The sequence below is a fragment of the Mesorhizobium sp. WSM4822 genome (assembly GCF_055811155.1).
The window spans coordinates 301559-318824 of the sequence record NZ_JBVVQM010000003.1 but is presented as its reverse complement, the minus strand read 5'-3'; the positions used below and the strand labels follow the sequence as shown (position 1 = coordinate 318824).

Here is a 17266-nt window from a genome sequence, read left to right as displayed (position 1 = left end):
AACACATACTGATGATGGGGTGCATTGCAGCAAAAGACAAGGTGCAGGTCTGAAATTAGCCAACGGGGGGCTTGGTGCGAGCCGCTTGCGATTGCCAGGCCGGCCGGGCAAACTTCTGCCTGGGCCAGCATTCGGAGGAATCGCATGGAGGCAGCCGAAAAGGCCGCTCGCATCGTTCGAACGGTGATCGAAACATTGAAACCGGGGTTTGCCGTCAGGCTATGGACCGGAGAGCGGATCGGCCCCGCCACGGGTCCGGTGCTCACCATCAACGACCAGGACATCGTCTGGCAGGTGGTGAAGCGACCGTCCTTGTCGACGCTGATCGAGATGTGGATTTCCAAGACGATCAATATCGAAGACGGGACGATTTTCGACTTCTACGCCCTGCCATCGCAAGGCAAGCTCAGAACCAAGCTCAAATCGCTGCCGAAAATGGCGATCCTGCGCGACCTGCCTTCCGTGCTTTTGGCGCGCAAGCAGATGACGGCGCGGACCGATCTGTCGGGGCGCAATCCCTATGTCAGCGGTTCGAGCCAGGAGGCGATCCTGCATCACTACGACATTTCGAACGCCTTCTACCGGCTCTTCCTCGACGAGCGCATGGTCTACAGCTGCGGATACTTCAAGGATTTCGCCAATGGCATCGACCAGGCGCAGATCGACAAGCTCGACCATATCTGTCGCAAGCTCCGGCTGAAGCCTGGCGAACGACTCCTCGACATCGGCTGTGGCTGGGGAGCGATGCTCATCCATGCCGCGAAGAACTATGGTGTTATCGGCCACGGTGTCTCGCTGTCGCAGGCGCAGACCGATCTTGCCCGCGAACGCATCCGCGCCGAAGGGCTGGAGGACCGCATCACCATCGAGATCAAATCCTATGCCGAACTCACCGGCTCGTTCGACAAGATCTCGTCGATCGGCATGTTCGAACATCTCGGGCTCGCCAACCACGCCACCTATTTCAAGACCATTCATCGCCTGCTGAAGCCGGGCGGCATCTATCTGCACCACGCCATCACCCGGCGCAGCAAGGGCGACATGAAGAAGACCCTGCGCAAGGGGCCGGAGTACAAGGCGCTGCTCAAATACATTTTCCCCGGCGGCGAACTCGACACGATCGGCATGACAACAGGCAATCTCGAGGCGCATGGTTTTCTCGTCTACGATGTCGAGAACCTGCGCGAGCACTATGCCCGCACCTGCAGACTGTGGGCGGAGCGGCTGCACGAAAGGTTCGACGAGGCAATCGCCGAGGTGGGCGAAGCCAAGGCACGGCTATGGCTGCTTTACCTGACGGGCTGTTCGATCACCTTCGAACGCGCCTCGGCGCAGATTTTCCAGACCGTCGTGACCAAGCGCGCGCGTGGTCCAAGCGGCCTGCCGCCGACGCGGGCGGATCTGTATCGATAGCTTACAGGAAGCGCATCGCGTCGCCGGTTTCGATGCGCGCCGGCCGGTCGACCGTGCAATAGACCCCGAGATTGTGGGCGTTATGGCGGACCAGGTTGCGCAGGATCGCCGGATCGTGGTCGAAGCCATCCTGGGCGATGATGGTGAAACCGCAGCGGCGGCAGGGTTCCGAGATGGTCAGCAGGAGGTCGCCGATGGCAAGCTTGCGGCCGATCCATTCCGTTTCGGGAAACGAGCCTTCGATGGCCGCCATGTCGACGACGATGTTGGGGCGGAAGCGGCGTGGGTCGGTGGCGCCCTCTGGATGCAACGCCTTCAGGCGTGCCAGCGAGGCGGTGGTCAACAGATGGATCGGCGCCTTGCGATAACGCTCCGCCGTCAGCGGGCCGGAATAACCAGGCGCGGCATTCTCGCGACGAAACGGCCGGATCGAGGCCTCGAAGCCGAGATAGGCCGATACCGCGCGGTCGCTCTCGATACTTGGCGCAGCCAGCCAGTCGCTATCGGGAACGGCAATCTCGAGTTCCAGGGCAGGCGACAGCCGGGTGCGGATGCGCGGCACCTTGTGCCATTTCGGGTCGCGGTCCGGTCGCGCGATCTCATTGTCGGACGCGTCGACAAGGCCGAACATGCGGTCGCCCTTAATGCTCTCGATGTCGACCGAGATTGTCTCCCGGCGCTCGCCGGCAAGCGAACTCGCCGGATAGCGCCAAAGCTCACTGACAGTGCCAAGCGCTGCCTGCATCAGCTCTTCTTGTTTTGCCGGTTGGCGACCAAATCATCGACGACGGCCGGATCGGCGAGCGTCGAGGTATCGCCGAGCGCTGAAAAATCGTCCTCGGCAATCTTACGCAGGATGCGGCGCATGATCTTGCCGGAACGCGTCTTCGGCAGGCCGGGCGCGAACTGGAGCTTGTCGGGCGAAGCGATGGCGCCGATCTCCTTGCGGACATGGGCGACCAGCTCCTTGCGCAGCTCCTCGCTCGGCTGCTCGCCGGCCATCAGCGTGACGTAGCAGTAGATGCCCTGTCCCTTGATGTCGTGCGGATAGCCGACGACGGCGGCTTCCGAAACCTTGTCGTGGCTGACCAGTGCGGATTCGACCTCGGCCGTGCCCATGCGATGGCCGGAGACGTTGATGACGTCGTCGACGCGGCCGGTGATCCAGTAATAGCCGTCGGCGTCACGGCGGCAGCCGTCACCGGTGAAATACTTGCCCTTATAGGTCGAAAAATAGGTCTGCACGAAGCGGTCGTGGTCGCCATAGACGGTGCGCATCTGGCCCGGCCAGGAATCGGTGATGCACAGATTGCCGTCGGCCGCCCCTTCCAGCACCTTGCCCTCGCCATCGACCAGCTGCGGCTTGACGCCGAAGAAGGGTCGCGTTGCCGATCCTGCCTTGAGGTCGGTGGCGCCGGGCAGCGGTGTGATCAGGATGCCGCCGGTCTCGGTCTGCCACCAGGTGTCGACGATCGGCACCTTGCCGTTGCCGACGATGTTGAAATACCACTCCCAGGCTTCCGGATTGATCGGCTCGCCGACCGAACCCAGTACGCGCAGCGACTTGCGCGATGTCTTGGCGACATGCGCGTCGCCGGCGCCCATCAGCGCGCGCAGCGCCGTCGGCGCGGTGTAGAAGATGTTGACCTTGTGCTTGTCGATGACTTCCCAGAAGCGCGACTGCGACGGATAATTCGGCACGCCTTCGAACATCAGCGTGGTGGCGCCGTTGGCGAGCGGGCCGTAGACGATGTAGCTGTGGCCGGTGACCCAGCCGACATCGGCGGTGCACCAGTAGATGTCGCCGTCATGGTAATCGAAGACATATTGGTGGGTCATCGAGACGTAGACGAGATAGCCGGCGGTGGTGTGCAGCACGCCCTTCGGCTTGCCGGTCGAACCCGATGTGTAGAGGATGAACAGCGGGTCCTCGGCCTTCATCTTCTCGGGCTTGCATTCGGCTTTCACCGTCGCGACCTCGTCGTGGTACCAGACGTCGCGGCCTGAAACCCAGCCGGTCTTGCCGCCGGTGCGGCGCACGACCACCACCTTTTCGACTTTCGTCCCGGCTTTCGCGGCGATCTCGATCGCCTTGTCGGTGTTTTCCTTCAAAGGGATGGGCTTGCCGCCGCGCAGGCCTTCATCAGCCGTGATGACGAAGGTCGACTTGCAGTCGTCGATGCGGCCGGCCAGCGCATCCGGCGAGAAACCGCCGAAGACGATCGAATGGACGGCGCCGATACGCGTGCAGGCCAGCATCGCATAGGCGGCTTCCGGGATCATCGGCATGTAGATGGTGACGCGGTCGCCTTTCTTGACGCCGTGTTTCTTCATCACATTGGCGAGCCGGCAGACATGCTCGTAGAGCTCGTTATAGGTGACCTTCTTGTCATCGTAGGGATTGTCGCCTTCCCAGATGATGGCGGTCTGGTTGCCGCGCTTCTTCAGGTGCCGGTCGATGCAGTTGTAGGAAACGTTGGTCAGTCCGTCCTCGAACCATTTGATCGAGACCTTGCCGTCGAAAGAGGTGTTCTTGACCTTGCTGTAGGGCTTGAACCAGTCGATGCGCTTGCCGTGCTTGCCCCAGAATCTGTCCGGGTTCTTGACGCTGTCGGCATACCATTTCAGGTAGGTGTCATTGTCGATCAGCGCGTTTTTCTTCCACGCCGGCTGGACGCGATGGACATGAACCTCGGACATTCCTGACTTTCCTCCCGAACCAATCGCCGGCTTGAAATGCCGGCGGGATCGCGGCGACAGGGCCGCGAATTCGGCGGCATTATTACCAGTTCCGCCGTTACGGCAACATTAGACGTTGGATTCGCGCGGCGGGATGCCGCAGGGGGCTTCCCCGAGGCTGTCAGCACTCGGCCAAGTGCGCTGCTAACTGCATGTTTTCGCATGCTAAAGCCGGTTCAGATGAAGAAAAAATCAATAGACGATTAATCAGCGGCGCGCACAATCAGCCATGGGAGGACAGGCGAATCAACCTGGGGACCGTAATGCGCGACCATGCCGAAATGGACCTGATGCTCAAAGGCTATGGCTTGACCACGGCCAAGATTCTTTATCACTTTCCCGATCACCCGCATCTGCTGCAGAGCTTCATCTGGCAGGACTACGATCTGGCGCCGAAGTTTCCGGTGCTGATCAAGTTCATCGAATTCTGGAAGGCCAAGCTGGACGGGCCGCTGCATTCGATCAGCTACACCCACCAGAAGCTGATCGCGCCGAATGAGTGGCGCAAGGTGGATGGGGAGTTCGTGCTGCATTAGGGGCGAGTTTCGCAGCAACGGCTTCTTGAGGTCGGCGTTCTACGACGCCCCCCTCTGTCCTGCCGGACATCTCCCCCTCAAGTGGGGAGATTGGCAGCTCCGCCGACAACGCCGCCCCTTGTTACGCCTGAGATTGGCGAAAGTCGCCGCGACATCCGATCTCCCCCCTTGAGGGGGAGATGGCCGGCAGGCCAGAGGGGGGCGCTGGCCCGCGAACCTTGCGCCATGACGACCCGATGCGCTCACACCGCCGGCGGGCTCAGTCGAGCAAAGCCTTCCTGCCGCCGATACGGGAAGTACGGGTAGGGCGCGGTGACTTCGCTTGCGGCGTCGAGTTTCCCGATCTGCTCCGGCGTCAAGGTCCAGCCGACGGCGCCGAGGTTCTGGCGAAGCTGTTCCTCGTTGCGGGCGCCAATGATGACCGACGACACGGTCGGGCGCTGCAGCAGCCAGTTGATGGCGATCTGCGGCACGGTTTTGCCGGTCTCCTGCGCCACCGCATCGAGCGCATCCATCACCCGGTAGAGATGCTCGTCCTCGACCGGCGGGCCGAAATCAGCTGTGTCGTGCAGCCGGCTCTGTTCCGGCAAGGGCTGGCCACGGCGGATCTTGCCGGTCAGGCGGCCCCAGCCGAGCGGGCTCCACACGAGCGCGCCGACGCCCTGGTCGAGGCCGAGCGGCATCAGCTCCCATTCGTAGTCGCGGCCGACCAGCGAGTAGTAGACCTGGTGCGCGACATAGCGCGGATAACCGTGCTTGTCGGCTTGCGCCAGCGACTTCATCACTTGCCAGCCGGAGAAATTGGAGACGCCGACATAGCGCAGCTTGCCGGCGCGCACGAGTTCGTCCAGCGTCGACAAGACCTCCTCGATCGGCGTCCCGGCATCGAAAGCGTGCAGCTGCAACAGGTCGATATAGTCAGTGCCGAGGCGCTTCAGCGCGGCGTCCACCGACTTGATCAACCGCGACCGGGAAGAGCCATAGTCAGCGGGTCCGTCGCCCATCGGCAGCGCGGTCTTGGTCGATATCAGAACGGCATCGCGGCGGCCTTTTATCGCTTCGCCAAGCACCTCTTCCGAGGCGCCGTTCGAATAGACGTCGGCGGTGTCGAACAGATTGACGCCGGCCTCCAGGCAAATGTCGATCAGCCGCCGCGCTTCCCTGGCGTCGCTGTTGCCCCAGGCGCCGAACAGCGGGCCGGAACCGCCAAAGGTTCCCGCGCCGAATGAGAGTGCGGGCACTTTCAGGCCCGATGCACCGAGACGTCGGTAGTCCATCTTTTTACTCCTGTGGAATGAAGGGTGTGGAAAGCGGGTTTGCAGAGGACGATCACGACCGGATGGAGGCAGGCTCGCCGAGCGTGGCGGTGCGATCGAGACGCAGCGCCAGCCCCGCCACGCCGAGTGCCGCGAGCGGCAGCAGGGCGGCGACCCAGGTGAGTGAGCCCAGGCCAAGGCCATGGGCAATCACCGCACCGCCAAGCCAGGCACCTGCCGCATTGCCGAGATTGAAGGCGGCGATGTTGAAGGACGAGGCGAGGCTCTGGCCGGCACCTTGCGCCTTGTCCAGCACCCACATTTGCAGCGGCGCCACGGTGGCGAAGGCGGCAGCGCCGAGCAGGCCGACATAGATGACGGCCATCACCTGGCTGTGGATGGCGAAGCTCATGGTGGCGAGCACCAGGGCCAGCACCACGAGACTGCCGAGAACGGCCGGCACCAGCCAGCGATCGGCGACCTTGCCGCCAAGTAAATTGCCGGCAATGAGGCCGCCGCCGAAGACGAGCAGGATCGGCGACACGGCCGCTTCCTGGAAGCCGCTTATCTCGGTCAGCAGCGGCGCGATATAGGTGAAGACGGCGAAGACACCGGCATAGCCGAGCACGGTGGTGGCAAGACCGAGCAGGACGGGCGTGCGGCGCAAAACGGCGAGATCGGCGCGCAGATCGCTCTTTTCGGGCGCGGTCCGGCTGCGTGGCACCAGAGCCAGGATGACGGCGAAGGCCGCCACGCCGACCAATGTCACCGCCCAGAAGGTCGCTCGCCAGCCAAAGGCCTGGCCGAGCCAGGTGCCGAAGGGCACGCCGAGGATGTTGGCGATGGTCAGACCGGTGAACATCAGCGCGATCGCCGAGGCTTGTCTGTTGGGTGCGACCAGCCCGGTGGCGACGACAGAGCCGACGCCAAAGAATGTGCCGTGGGCGAAGGCGGTGATGATGCGGGCGCCCATCAGCGTCCAGTAATCGGGGGCCAGCGCACAGGCGAGATTGCCAAGCGTGAAGATCGCCATCAGTGCCAGAAGCACGGTCTTGCGTGCCCAGTTGCCGGTGGCGATGGTCAGCAGGGGCGCGCCGATGACGACGCCGAGCGCATAGCCCGAAATGAGCTGGCCGGCGGCCGTGATCGAAACGCCGAGATCCTTGCTGACATCGAGTAGCAGACCCATGATGACGAATTCGGTGACGCCGATGCCGAAGGCACCGGCGGCAAGCGCGTAAAGAGCAAGAGGCATGGCGGTTTCCACTTCGATGGCGAAGAGCGCCGTCCCGCGCCCCGACCCCTGAGATCGTGCTTCCCTGCATTGTGAACCAGACTTGCCTTGGGCACATTTTCTGTGAAATAGATTCACAAATGGCCAGGCCCGATATCAATCGCTCCGGCGAGATCGAAGTGTTCGTGCGCGTCGTCGAGGACGGCAGTTTCTCCTCCGCCGCACGCGCGTTGCGCATGACGCCTTCGGCGGTGAGCAAGCTGATCGCGCGGCTGGAGGCCCGGCTTGGCGCGCGGCTGGTCAGCCGCTCGACGCGAAAGCTGCAACTGACGCCGGAAGGCACCGCGTTCTACGAGAGCGGCCTGCGCATCCTCGCCGACATGGCGGCGGCCGAGCAGGAGGCGGCGGCGGGTGCTTCACCGCGCGGACGGCTGCGCGTCAACAGCTACGTGCCCTTCGGGGTACACCGGCTGATCCCGCTTCTGCCCCGCTTCCTCGAACGCTACCCCGAGATTTCAGTCGATCTGGTGCTGACCGACAGCGTCATCGACCTGATGGCGGAACGCGCCGATGTCGCTATCCGTGCCGGGCCGCTGAGTGAGTCACGGCTGGTGGCGCGCAAGCTGGGGCAAAGCCCTGTGGTGGTCGTTGCAGCACCTTCCTACCTCGAAACGCAGGGCACGCCGCTGACGCCAGCCGATCTCGACAGGCATAACCGCATGGGCTTCGGGTTCGTCAGGCATCTCGATGGCTGGCCGTTCCTCGACGCGGACGGCCGCGCCATCATGGTTCCCATCACCGGCAACACGCTGGTCAGCGATGGCGAGGCGATGCGGCTGATGGCGCTGGCGGGCGCAGGCATCGCCCGGCTGGCGCGCTGGCATGTGGCGGAAGACATCGCGGCCGGCCGGCTGGTGTCGCTGCTGGAGGCATTCAATCCGGGCGACGAGGAGCCGACCCACGCCGTCTATGTCGGCCAGGGCCGGCATCTGCCGGCGCGGGTGCGTGCCTTTCTCGATTTTCTGGGAGAGAGCGTCCGGCTGAGCTGACATCTCCGGAGCCACGGCTCCCGGGATGTCAGCGTGGGCCGTATTTATGCTTTCGGCGTGAACGGCGCCGGGCGGCGGCCCACTGCCTGGCGCTCCAGCATCCAGCCGGGATATTCGGACGGCAGGGCGCTGACCTCGTCGAGACGAAGCAGATCGTCTGTGTCGAGCTTCACATCAGTGGCGGCAAGGTTCTGCTCCAGCTGCTCCATGCGGCTGGCGCCGATGATGACGCTCATCACGAAGGGCTTGGCCAGGACATAGCCGAGCGCCACCGTGGCGACGCTGACATCATGCTTTTTGGCGATTTCGCGCATGACGGCAACGGCCGCCCAGGCACGGTCCTCATTGACCGGCGGGAAGTTGAAGGACGCGCGGCGGCCTTCGCCATTGCCGGGCGCGCCGGGGCCGTACTTGCCGGAGAGCAGGCCACCGGCCATCGGCGACCACACCATCAGGCCGAGCTTCTCCTCGTTGAGCAGCGGCACGATCTCGCGCTCGAGATCGCGGCCGGCGATCGAATAGTAGGACTGGACGGTCTCGAAACGGGCAAAGCCCTTGCGCTCGGCGATACCGAGCGCCTTGGCGATGCGCCATGCCGCCCAGTTGGAGACGCCGACATAGCGAACCTTGCCGCTGGCAACGAGATCGTCGAGCGCCCGCAGCGTTTCGTCGATCGGCGTCACGGTGTCGGTGCCGTGCAGCTGATATAGATCGATATGGTCGAGCTGCAGCCGCTCCAAGCTGGCATCGACCGAGTCCATGATGTGGCCGCGTGACGAGCCGCGCTGGTTGGGGCCTTCGCCCATGGCGCCATGCGCCTTGGTGGCGATGACCACGTTCTGCCTGTTCACGCCGAGATCCCTGAGCGACTGGCCGAGCAGCCGTTCGGATTCGCCAAAGGAGTAGACGTCGGCCGTATCGAAGAAATTGACGCCGGCGGCGAGCGAATGGGCAACGATCTCGTTGACCCCCTTCTGGTCGAGGCTGGCGATCAGGCCCCATTGGGCATTCTGACCGGCGGCGCCGAAGGTCATGGTGCCGAGGCACAGTTCGGAGACGAACATCCCCGTATTTCCAAGCTGGTTGTAGCGCATGGTGGCGGCTCCAGAGAGTTTGTGATGACGCAAAGCAAATAGGAACGGTACGTTTCGTTTCCAGTCCTGGAGCAACGAGCCCGCCGAGTTGGCCTATAACCCCTCACCGCATCTAATGCCGCCATCAGAAAAGCGCCCGCTGCATTCACCGAACGAGGTTCGCATGAGTATGCGGATTATAAGTCTATAACTCGGATCTTCGTCTTCGGGCGGCGATTGACCTCCTCGACGAAGTCGTCATCCCACACGGGACCTGAGAGAAGATATTCCGCAAGCGAAGGTGTTGCGCCGACCAGTCGGTCGTAGTCCTCGGGGGAGAGTACGACAGCAGTTGGCTTTCCGCGCACCGTGATGGTTTGTGGCCCTTGTTCCCGCGCCTGCCGTACGAGTTTCGACAGATTGTTCTTCGCGTCCTTAAGATGCCAGTTCAAGGGCACTACTCGCTAGATGGCTTCGCTAGTCATATACCAGATGCCGTTGAAGCATGGCAGGGTTTCCGCTCGAACAGATGTGTTCGCCAGTTCCTCGACATGGGTTGGAAGCTATTGGCAGCGAGAATCTATAGCCTCTTTCGGCGGCAGATCGCAAAGCATCGGGGATTGGCCTAAACATCTCTCTCGTCGTCATCCACGGGCGGAGCAAGGAGCGCAGCGACGCAGCGCAGACCCGAGGATCCATGCCGCGACATCTGCCGAAGAATGCAGCGGAACAGAATTCTGCACCGCTGCATTTTCCTTGTCGTCACGGCATGGATCCTAGGGTCTGCGCTCCGCTTCGCGTCGCTCCGCCCTAGGATGACGAAGGTGTGGTGGCCTGCAGCCAATCGAATATGTTGGAATTTAGCGACTAGAGACCGGTCTGTGCATCGGAACTATCGGCTGCCGAAGATCGCCGAACCGACACGGACGCTGGTGGCGCCGAAGGCGATCGCGGTCTCATAATCGCCGGACATGCCCATCGAAAGTTTGGCGACGTTGGCTTCCTTGGCGAGCTTTTCCAACAGCGCAAAATGCGGACCGGGATTCTCGTCGGCCGGCGGGATGCACATCAGGCCCTCGATGGCGAGGCCATGGACGTCGCGGCAGCGGGTGACGAAAGCCACGGCCTCGCGCGGCTCGATGCCGGCCTTCTGCGGCTCGGAGCCGGTGTTGACCTGGACATAGAGTTTTGGCGCGCGGCCCTGTTTGGCGATCTCCTTGGCCAGTTCGGCGGCGATCTTCTCGCGATCGATCGTCTCGATGACGTCGAACAGCGCCACAGCCTCTTTCGCTTTGTTCGACTGCAAGGGGCCGATCAGATGCAGTTCGATATCCGCAAATGCGTCCTTCAGATCAGGCCATTTGGCTTGCGCCTCCTGCACGCGGTTTTCGCCGAAGACGCGCTGGCCGACCTCGATGACCGGAACTATATCGGCAGCGTCAAAGGTCTTGGAGACCGCGACTAATGTCACGGCGCCAGTTTCGCGACCGGCCTCGCGCTCGGCGGCGGCGATCTTCGCCTTGACCGCGAAAAACTGCTGAACGGCATCGCCCATATGCAAATCCTGCTGTTTTGACCGGCGTTTTTGTCAGACGCGATACCCATATGGTTGACGGGTTTGCCAAACCATGGTGAACACCCGGACCACATTCCCTGAACTGCCGAGCCGTCGCCCGCAGTTCGCGCATGCTTTTAAGTGAAAAACGTCCCATGGCAACCGAACGATACAATCCGCGCGCGTCAGAGCCCAAATGGCAGAAGGCCTGGGACGCCAAGAAGCTGTTCGAAGCGCACAATGACGATCCGCGCCCGAAATACTACGTGCTGGAGATGTTCCCCTATCCGTCGGGGCGCATCCATATCGGTCATACCCGCAATTACACGATGGGCGACGTGGTGGCGCGCTACAAGCGGGCCAAGGGTTTCAACGTGCTGCACCCTATGGGCTGGGACGCCTTTGGCATGCCGGCCGAAAACGCGGCGATGCAGAACAAGGTCCATCCCAAGGAGTGGACCTACCAGAACATCGCCACCATGCGCGAGCAGCTCAAGGTCATGGGGCTGTCGCTGGACTGGGCGCGCGAATTCGCCACCTGTGACGTCGACTATTACCACCGCCAGCAGATGCTGTTCCTCGACTTCGTCGAGAAGGGGCTGGTGACGCGCAAATCCTCCAAGGTCAACTGGGATCCGGAGGACATGACGGTGCTCGCCAACGAGCAGGTCATCGACGGGCGCGGCTGGCGCTCGGGCGCGCTGGTCGAACAGCGCGAGCTGACGCAGTGGTTCTTCAAGATCACCGATTTCGCGCAGGATCTGCTGGATTCGCTCGACGGCCTCGACGAATGGCCGGAAAAAGTGAAGCTGATGCAGCAGAACTGGATCGGCCGCTCGGAAGGCCTGCTGATCCGTTGGCCTCTGGCCGACGCCTCTGGTGGCGAGCATGAGCTGGAAGTCTATACGACAAGGCCCGACACCATCTTCGGCGCTTCCTTCATGGCTGTCGCCGCCGATCATCCGTTGGCCAAGAAGGCCGCTGCGCACAATCCGGCGCTGGCGAAGTTCATCGAGGATATCGGCCATATGGGCACCTCGGTGGCGGCGCTGGAGACAGCTGAGAAGAAGGGTTTCGACACCGGCCTCCGCGTCGTCCATCCGTTTGACGACAACTGGACGCTGCCGGTCTATGTCGCCAATTTCGTTTTGATGGAATACGGCACCGGCGCCATTTTCGGCTGTCCGTCCGGCGACCAGCGCGACCTCGACTTCGCCAACAAATACGGCCTGCCGGTGATTCCGGTGGTGATGCCGGAAGGCGAGAATCCGGCGACGTTCCAGATCATCGACGAAGCCTACGTCGATGACGGCGTGATGATCAATTCGCGCTTTCTCGACGGCATGAAGCCGGATCAGGCTTTCGACGAAGTCGCCAAACTGCTGGAGCAGAAGACCATCGGCAACCGGCCGATGGCCGAGCGCAAGGTGAATTTCCGCCTGCGCGACTGGGGCATTTCGCGCCAGCGCTACTGGGGCTGCCCGATCCCGATGATCCATTGCGAGGCTTGCGGCGTGGTGCCGGTGCCGAAGGTGGACCTGCCGGTGAAGCTGCCCGACGATGTCGATTTCGATCGCCCGGGCAATCCGCTCGACCGGCATCCGACATGGCGCCATGTGAAATGTCCGCAATGCGGCAGGGATGCGCGGCGCGAAACCGACACGATGGACACGTTCGTCGATTCGTCGTGGTATTTTGCCCGCTTCACCGCGCCGTGGGCGCATGAACCGACCGATCCCAAGGCGGCCAACGAATGGCTGCCGGTCGACCAGTATATTGGCGGGATCGAGCACGCGATCCTGCATCTGCTCTATTCGCGCTTCTTCACCCGCGCCATGCGCGAGGCCGGCCATGTCGATCTGGCCGAGCCGTTCAAGGGCCTGTTCACGCAAGGCATGGTGGTGCACGAAACCTATCGCGTCGGCTCGGCATCGAATGGCCGCTGGCTGGCGCCCACCGAAGTTCGGCTGGAGGACGTCGACGGCAAGCGCAGCGCCATCGACATCGCCACCGGCGAGGCCGTCACCATCGGCCCGCTGGAAAAGATGTCGAAATCGAAAAAGAACACGGTGAGCCCGGAAGACATCACCGATGGCTACGGCGCCGATACGGCGCGCTGGTTCATGCTGTCCGATTCTCCTCCCGAGCGCGATGTCGAGTGGACCGACGATGGCGCCGCCGGTGCGCATCGTTTCATCCAGCGCATCTGGCGCCTGGTGTCGACGGCCGCCGAAACACTGGCCGGCATCAAGCCCTTAGCGGCCAGCAGCGGCGAGGCCGCATTGGTTTCCAAGGCCGCGCACAAGATCCTGAAGGCGGTCGGAGAGGATATCGAGAAGCTCGCTTTCAACCGCGCCATCGCCCGCATCTACGAACTGGCCAACGCGCTGACCACGCCGCTCAACGAGGTGGCCGAAGGCAAGGCCGATGCAGCGCTGAAAGGCGCCTGTCGGCAGGCGGTGGAGATTCTCGTGCATCTGATCGCGCCGATCATGCCGCATCTGGCCGAGGAGTGCTGGGCGACGCTTGGCGGCACCGATCTCGTTGCCGAACGGCCCTGGCCGGTCTTCGATCCGGCGCTGGTCGTCGACAACGAAGTCACCTATCCGGTACAGGTCAACGGCAAGAAGCGGGGGGATTTGACAATTGCCCGCGACGCGGACCAAGGTGCGGTCGAAAAAGCGGTATTGGCTCTCGACTTCGTGCAGAAAGCACTTGAAGGTAAGGCTCCGCGCAAGGTGATCATCGTGCCGCAGAGGATCGTCAATGTCGTTGCCTGATCGGGAAAAGACAGAGTTGAACCATTTGCTGCGCCGCATTGCGCTTGCCGGCCTGATAGGTTCGCTCGCGCTTGTCTCGGCCTGCACGGTGCGGCCGCTCTATTCGAGCGCGCCACTGTCGGGTTCGCAGGCCAGTGCCAGTGCCGAACTGGCGTTGATCGGCATCAAGCCGGTCAATACGCGTTACGGCCAACAGGTGCGCAACAATCTGATTTTCGGGTTTGGACGAGGCGCCGGCGAGCCGGCCTCGCCGGTCTATTCGCTCAATCTCGGCGTGACCGAAGCGGTCGAGTCCGCGGCACTCGTGCAGGTCGGAACGGATGAAGACGAACCGACCGCCGGTTCCGTGACGCTGACCGGCAGCTATACGCTGGCCGATGCGAAGACCGGCGTGGTGATCGCATCCGGCAAGCGTTCGATCACCTCGTCCTTCGACAGGCCGCGTCAGGAATTCGCCGCATACCGGGCGCAGATCGACGCCGAGAATCGCGCTGCGCGAGAGTTGGCGGAAGCGCTGCAGCTGTCCATTGCCCAGGACCTTGTCCGGCACGGCAAGACCGGCTAGCGCACCTCATCGCTTCACGGAAACGGTCCGGCGCCCCAGGCATGATGGGGTGATCGCGGGATCATGACCAGATTCTCGAACAGAGCCAGATTCCGAACAGGGATTGTCCGAAGATACCCATCGAGCTGCTGCGGCAGCGAGTAAATCGCGCCACCGCGGTGGGTGCGGCGAGGCGACGATCGTGCCGCGTCGCTCGCCGATTACCACGAAGATTTTGGTGCCCAGGATGGTCGGCGATCCATCCGGGAAGCAACTGTTAACCACTCGCTCCCTATTGCTCGGCAGACATTTCAGAGTGAGTCTTGAGAATGGAAGCCAAGCGTTTTTCCCGGGTCAATTTATCGACGGCCGCATCGCCTGATGATCCCGAGGGGAAGCGCTCCGAGAGCATCGGCGACAGGGGTGGTCAGCGAGGTTCTTCTGCGGCAGGCGACCTTGATCGTCCGGCTCGCAAGGAGCCGGGCGGCCGGCAGCCCGCCACACGCCAGGCCGGCTATTCAGCGCCGGTGGTCGATCTCGGTGGCAACAAGCGGCCCTATATGGAGCCGCGGGGTGGCTCGGACGACACGCTTTCGAAAATCGGCGATATCGAGAGCCCTGCCTGGCAGGAATATTTCTTCCTTGCACCCAACGTGCGTTTTACACGCACGCCGGACTATGAGGCCAGGAAGCATCGTCCGCAGCACGAGCGTGTTGTCGAACACGCCGCGACGCGCCCAGCAGAGCAAGCCGTTGCGCAATCCATGATCAAAGGGGCGTCCTCCGCGCCTTCGCTCCTGGCATTGCCGGCTTCGGTGAAAAGCCCTGCTTCCCAGCCGCTGGCCGGCCACCCCACGCAAGGGCCACTGCCGCCGGCTGCTGCTTTTGTTGCCGCGGGGCGCGCCAGGGAGAAGGTGCCAGCCGTTGCGCCGATGCCGCCGAGGACGGCCGCGACGGGGCAGGCATCCGCGCGTGCGTCCGTTGCTCCGGGCGGCCCGATCAAAACGACCACTTCCGAAAGGCTGCGCTGGCCGTATCTTTCGGATCATGCCTTCTTCGAGGCCATGGCCCCCTATCTGGTCGACGTTTCGTCGCCGGCCCGGCAGACCGGTCCAGCGTCGCCTGCATCGCTCGCCGTGGCGCCAGTCACCGCTACGCCGATCGATATTCGCCCAGGGACCGATGCCACCGCATTGTTTCGTGTCATCGACTGCCTTCCGGGCCAGGCCTTGAAGCCGTTGCCGGATGCTTGGCCGGCCAATTCGAACCAGGCCGTCGTCCAACCCGGCGTGCCGGCGAGCGATGCGCCGTCGCCGGTCCAGCCTGTCGCAATCCCAGCCGCCAAAAGCGACGCCGTTTCCGCGTCGGCCGCGCCAAGTGTGAACGTCCCTGCCAGGGCCGTTGCCGCCCGCTCCGCGCGCTTGCCTGGGGCTGGAAAGGTCGTGCTGTCAACCGCGGGCGATCCCTATGAGCTTCCCTCGGAAGAGCTGTTGCAGCAGCCACCGGAGGGACAAGGCTTCTACATGTCGCAGGAGCGGCTCGAGCAGAACGCCGATCTGCTGGAAAGCGTGCTCGAGGACTTCGGCGTGCGTGGCGAGATCATTCATGTTCGCCCAGGCCCGGTGGTCACGCTTTATGAGTTCGAGCCGGCGCCGGGCGTCAAATCTTCTCGCGTCATCGGGCTTGCCGACGATATCGCCCGCTCCATGTCGGCGATTTCGGCGCGCGTCGCAGTCGTGCCTGGCCGCAACGTCATCGGCATCGAGCTCCCGAACGAGACGCGCGAAACCGTCTATTTCCGGGAGCTGATCGAATCGGAAGGCTTCCGCAAGACCAGCTGCAAGCTGGCGCTTTGCTTGGGCAAGACGATCGGCGGCGAGCCTGTTATCGCCGAGCTGGCGAAGATGCCGCATTTGCTCGTGGCCGGAACCACCGGCTCCGGCAAGTCGGTCGCCATCAACACCATGATCCTGTCGTTGCTCTACCGGCTGAAGCCGGAAGAATGCCGGCTGATCATGGTCGATCCCAAGATGCTCGAACTCTCTGTCTATGACGGCATCCCGCATCTTCTGACGCCCGTCGTCACGGATCCCAAGAAAGCCGTCACGGCGCTCAAATGGGCCGTGCGCGAAATGGAAGACCGGTATCGCAAGATGGCGCGGCTCGGTGTGCGCAACATCGACGGCTACAACGAGCGTGCCGCTCAAGCCCGCGACAAGGGCGAAACCGTCGTCATGACCGTGCAGACCGGCTTCGAAAAGGGCACCGGCGAACCGCTTTTCGAACAGCAGGAAATCGACCTCGCGCCGATGCCCTACATCGTCGTCATCGTCGACGAGATGGCCGACCTGATGATGGTCGCCGGCAAGGAGATCGAAGGCGCGATCCAGCGACTGGCGCAGATGGCGCGCGCTGCCGGCATTCACCTGATCATGGCAACGCAGCGCCCCTCGGTCGACGTCATCACCGGCACGATCAAGGCCAACTTCCCGACCCGGATTTCCTTCCAGGTGACATCGAAGATCGACAGCCGCACCATCCTGGGCGAGCAGGGCGCCGAACAATTGCTTGGCCAGGGCGACATGCTGCACATGATGGGCGGCGGGCGCATTTCGCGCGTGCATGGGCCGTTTGTTTCCGACGCCGAGGTCGAGCATGTGGTCGCGCATCTCAAGGCGCAAGGGCGCCCTGAATATCTGGAAACCGTGACGGCCGACGAGGACGAGGAAGAAATCGAAGAAGACCAGGGCGCGGTCTTCGACAAGGGATCCGTCGCAGCCGAAGACAGCGACGCGATCTACGACGAGGCGGTGAAGGTGGTGGTGCGCGACAAGAAGTGCTCGACGTCCTACATCCAGCGCCGCCTCGGCATCGGCTACAACCGCGCCGCGTCCCTGGTCGAGCGTATGGAAAAGGAAGGCCTGGTCGGCGCACCCAACCATGTCGGCAAACGCGAAATCATCATGGGCCGGCGCCAGCCGGCAAGCGCGCCCGAGGACGATGGCACGGACTGATCGGCAGCCCGCTTGAAGCGCACATCAAAAAGGCCGGTTGCCCGGCCTTTTTGATTACAAGCGATTGGTCTCA

Annotated in this window: 13 protein-coding genes; 6 read left to right on the top strand and 7 right to left on the bottom strand. The window is 63.0% G+C overall.

Features of this window, described 5'->3' with window-relative positions:
- Window positions 1-144 precede the first annotated feature (144 nt).
- Window positions 145-1413 (top strand): SAM-dependent methyltransferase, encoded by a 1269-nt coding sequence (locus AC0L3E_RS09590; RefSeq protein ID WP_128307916.1) that lies wholly within the window; start codon window positions 145-147, stop codon window positions 1411-1413.
- A 1-nt stretch (window position 1414) separates the two neighbouring features.
- Here AC0L3E_RS09590 and AC0L3E_RS09585 read toward each other — a convergent pair whose 3' ends face one another.
- Together AC0L3E_RS09585 and acs are read right to left on the bottom strand one after the other, a co-directional pair.
- Window positions 1415-2158, bottom strand: coding sequence for an MOSC domain-containing protein (locus AC0L3E_RS09585; protein ID WP_128307915.1), 744 nt, complete (start codon window positions 2156-2158; stop codon window positions 1415-1417).
- Complete coding sequence (acs, locus tag AC0L3E_RS09580) at window positions 2158-4113, bottom strand: acetate--CoA ligase (protein ID WP_128307914.1); 1956 nt, start codon at window positions 4111-4113, stop codon at window positions 2158-2160. The genes AC0L3E_RS09585 and acs overlap by 1 nt, the downstream gene beginning before the upstream one ends.
- Window positions 4114-4415: 302 nt before the next feature.
- Here acs and AC0L3E_RS09575 point away from each other — a divergent pair, with 302 nt between their 5' ends.
- Window positions 4416-4688, top strand: coding sequence for an usg protein (locus AC0L3E_RS09575; protein WP_013529022.1), 273 nt, complete (start codon window positions 4416-4418; stop codon window positions 4686-4688).
- 242 nt (window positions 4689-4930) lie between these two features.
- Here the strand turns inward: AC0L3E_RS09575 and AC0L3E_RS09570 are convergent, their stop codons facing one another.
- Both AC0L3E_RS09570 and AC0L3E_RS09565 read right to left on the bottom strand, forming a co-directional pair.
- Window positions 4931-5965 (bottom strand): aldo/keto reductase, encoded by a 1035-nt coding sequence (locus AC0L3E_RS09570; protein ID WP_128307913.1) that lies wholly within the window; start codon window positions 5963-5965, stop codon window positions 4931-4933.
- A gap of 52 nt (window positions 5966-6017) precedes the next feature.
- Window positions 6018-7199, bottom strand: coding sequence for an MFS transporter (locus tag AC0L3E_RS09565; protein WP_128307912.1), 1182 nt, complete (start codon window positions 7197-7199; stop codon window positions 6018-6020).
- Between the two features lie 119 nt (window positions 7200-7318).
- Here AC0L3E_RS09565 and AC0L3E_RS09560 point away from each other — a divergent pair, with 119 nt between their 5' ends.
- Window positions 7319-8227, top strand: a complete 909-nt coding sequence (locus tag AC0L3E_RS09560) for a LysR family transcriptional regulator (protein WP_128307911.1) — start codon at window positions 7319-7321, stop codon at window positions 8225-8227.
- 44 nt (window positions 8228-8271) lie between these two features.
- Here the strand turns inward: AC0L3E_RS09560 and AC0L3E_RS09555 are convergent, their stop codons facing one another.
- From AC0L3E_RS09555 to AC0L3E_RS09545, 3 genes are all read right to left on the bottom strand, one after another.
- Window positions 8272-9321: an aldo/keto reductase gene (locus AC0L3E_RS09555; protein ID WP_127320631.1), complete on the bottom strand. Its 1050-nt coding sequence runs from the start codon at window positions 9319-9321 to the stop codon at window positions 8272-8274.
- Window positions 9322-9497: 176 nt separating this feature from the next.
- On the bottom strand, window positions 9498-9752 hold the full coding sequence (locus AC0L3E_RS09550; RefSeq protein ID WP_127380713.1) for a type II toxin-antitoxin system Phd/YefM family antitoxin: 255 nt from the start codon (window positions 9750-9752) through the stop codon (window positions 9498-9500).
- 440 nt (window positions 9753-10192) lie between these two features.
- Window positions 10193-10855, bottom strand: coding sequence for a YggS family pyridoxal phosphate-dependent enzyme (locus tag AC0L3E_RS09545; protein ID WP_128307910.1), 663 nt, complete (start codon window positions 10853-10855; stop codon window positions 10193-10195).
- Window positions 10856-11010: 155 nt separating this feature from the next.
- Here AC0L3E_RS09545 and leuS point away from each other — a divergent pair, with 155 nt between their 5' ends.
- The 3 genes from leuS to AC0L3E_RS09530 all read left to right on the top strand — a co-directional run bounded on the left by leuS (window position 11011) and on the right by AC0L3E_RS09530 (window position 17193).
- Window positions 11011-13635 (top strand): leucine--tRNA ligase, encoded by a 2625-nt coding sequence (gene leuS / locus AC0L3E_RS09540; RefSeq protein WP_473604670.1) that lies wholly within the window; start codon window positions 11011-11013, stop codon window positions 13633-13635.
- Complete coding sequence (lptE, locus tag AC0L3E_RS09535) at window positions 13622-14200, top strand: LPS assembly lipoprotein LptE (RefSeq protein ID WP_127269446.1); 579 nt, start codon at window positions 13622-13624, stop codon at window positions 14198-14200. Before leuS ends, lptE begins: the two co-directional genes overlap by 14 nt.
- A gap of 308 nt (window positions 14201-14508) precedes the next feature.
- Complete coding sequence (locus AC0L3E_RS09530) at window positions 14509-17193, top strand: DNA translocase FtsK (protein WP_128307194.1); 2685 nt, start codon at window positions 14509-14511, stop codon at window positions 17191-17193.
- The last annotated feature ends 73 nt before the right edge of the window (window positions 17194-17266 follow it).

Bases quoted from the DNA above. Each gene is read 5' to 3' on its own strand.
- AC0L3E_RS09590 (WP_128307916.1), top strand. From the start codon at position 145: ATGGAGGCAGCCGAAAAGGCCGCTCGCATCGTTCGAACGGTGATCGAA.
- AC0L3E_RS09585 (WP_128307915.1), bottom strand. From the start codon at position 2,158: ATGCAGGCAGCGCTTGGCACTGTCAGTGAGCTTTGGCGCTATCCGGCG.
- acs (WP_128307914.1), bottom strand. From the start codon at position 4,113: ATGTCCGAGGTTCATGTCCATCGCGTCCAGCCGGCGTGGAAGAAAAAC.
- AC0L3E_RS09575 (WP_013529022.1), top strand. From the start codon at position 4,416: ATGCGCGACCATGCCGAAATGGACCTGATGCTCAAAGGCTATGGCTTG.
- AC0L3E_RS09570 (WP_128307913.1), bottom strand. From the start codon at position 5,965: ATGGACTACCGACGTCTCGGTGCATCGGGCCTGAAAGTGCCCGCACTC.
- AC0L3E_RS09565 (WP_128307912.1), bottom strand. From the start codon at position 7,199: ATGCCTCTTGCTCTTTACGCGCTTGCCGCCGGTGCCTTCGGCATCGGC.
- AC0L3E_RS09560 (WP_128307911.1), top strand. From the start codon at position 7,319: ATGGCCAGGCCCGATATCAATCGCTCCGGCGAGATCGAAGTGTTCGTG.
- AC0L3E_RS09555 (WP_127320631.1), bottom strand. From the start codon at position 9,321: ATGCGCTACAACCAGCTTGGAAATACGGGGATGTTCGTCTCCGAACTG.
- AC0L3E_RS09545 (WP_128307910.1), bottom strand. From the start codon at position 10,855: ATGGGCGATGCCGTTCAGCAGTTTTTCGCGGTCAAGGCGAAGATCGCC.
- leuS (WP_473604670.1), top strand. From the start codon at position 11,011: ATGGCAACCGAACGATACAATCCGCGCGCGTCAGAGCCCAAATGGCAG.
- lptE (WP_127269446.1), top strand. From the start codon at position 13,622: ATGTCGTTGCCTGATCGGGAAAAGACAGAGTTGAACCATTTGCTGCGC.
- AC0L3E_RS09530 (WP_128307194.1), top strand. From the start codon at position 14,509: ATGGAAGCCAAGCGTTTTTCCCGGGTCAATTTATCGACGGCCGCATCG.